The organism is Jiangella ureilytica, from assembly GCF_004348545.1.
GTDB lineage: Bacteria > Actinomycetota > Actinomycetes > Jiangellales > Jiangellaceae > Jiangella > Jiangella ureilytica.
On the sequence record NZ_SMKL01000158.1, the window covers coordinates 1 to 1302 of the forward strand.

1 protein-coding gene and 1 other annotated feature are annotated in these 1302 nt (G+C 68.4%); the gene reads left to right on the forward strand.

Features of this window, described 5'->3' with window-relative positions; all coding sequences use genetic code 11:
* Positions 1-52 precede the first annotated feature (52 nt).
* Positions 53-1287, forward strand: a protein-coding gene (locus tag E1212_RS29105) for an IS3 family transposase (protein ID WP_238992531.1) whose coding sequence is annotated in 2 segments (ribosomal slippage) — positions 53-332 and positions 332-1287 — 1236 coding nt in all. Because the reading frame shifts where the segments join, the coding sequence is not laid out codon by codon here.
* Positions 331-444, forward strand: a sequence feature (AL1L pseudoknot). Its footprint overlaps the gene before it by 114 nt.
* Positions 1288-1302: the final 15 nt, after the last annotated feature.

The following is a 1302-nucleotide window of genomic DNA, read 5'->3' on the forward strand; positions in this document are numbered from 1 at the left end:
TGTCTCGCCCTCGGTCTGATGGAGGCTCTCAATCCCAGGGAGGATGGGAGTCATGGTGGCACCGAGGAAGTATCCGGAGGAGTTGCGGGAGCGGGCGATCCGGATGGCGGTCGAGGCGCGGCGTGATCCGGCGACGCGGTCTGGCGCGGTCCGGCGGGTCGGTGAGCAGCTCGGGATCAATCCCGAGACGTTGCGCGGCTGGGTCAATCAGGCCGAGATCGACGCCGGCGACCGGCCTGGGACCACCACGTCGGACACGCAGCGCCTGGCCGAGTTGGAGCGAGAGAACCGCGAGCTGCGTCGGGCGAACGCGATCTTGCGCAGCGCGTCGGCTTTCTTCGCGGCGGAGCTCGACCGCCCGCAGCGCTGATCGTGCAGTACATCGACGCCCACCGGGACGAGTTCGGGGTCGAGCCGATCTGCACGACGTTGCAGATCGCCCCGAGCACCTACTACGCGGCCAGGTCCCGTCCGCCCTCGGCGCGGTCGGTGTCGGACGTGGCCATGACCGGACTGATCGAGCAGGTTCACGCGGACAACTACGGCGTCTACGGTGCCCGCAAGGTCCACGCCGAACTGGTCCGGCAGGGGCACCGGGTCGCCCGGTGCACGGTCGAACGCCTGATGCGCACCGCTGGGTTGCGCGGGATATCCCGCGCCAAGGGGCCGCGCACGACCGTTGCGGGCTCCGGCCCGGACACCCGCCCGGACCTGGTCGAGCGGCAGTTCACCGCGACTGCGCCGGACCAGCTGTGGGTCGCCGACATCACCTACTGCCGCACATTCTCCGGGTGGGTCTACGCAGCCTTCGTGCTGGACGTGTTCTCCCGCCGGGTGGTGGGCTGGCAGCTGTCGAGGTCGTTGCGTACCGATCTGGCGCTCGACGCTTTGGAGATGGGGATCTGGACCCGTAAACGCGCCGGCCACGACGTCACCGGCGTGACGCATCACAGCGACAAGGGCGTGCAATACGTCGCAGTGAGATACACCCAGCGCCTGGCCGAGGCCGGCGCCGTCGCCTCGGTCGGGACTACCGGCGACTCCTACGACAACGCCCTGGCCGAGGCGTTCAACTCCCTGTTCAAAGCCGAACTCGTCCGCAACCGCGGCCCGTGGAAAGGTATCGACGACCTCGAGATCGCCACAGCCGAATACATCGACTGGTTCAACCACCGCCGCCTGCACGGCGAGATCGGGCTGATCCCACCGACCGAACACGAGGACAACCACTACCATCACAACCCCGCGCCGACACGCGTCGCCGCGGCACATCACAGCCTCCACTGAACCCGGGGCGAGACA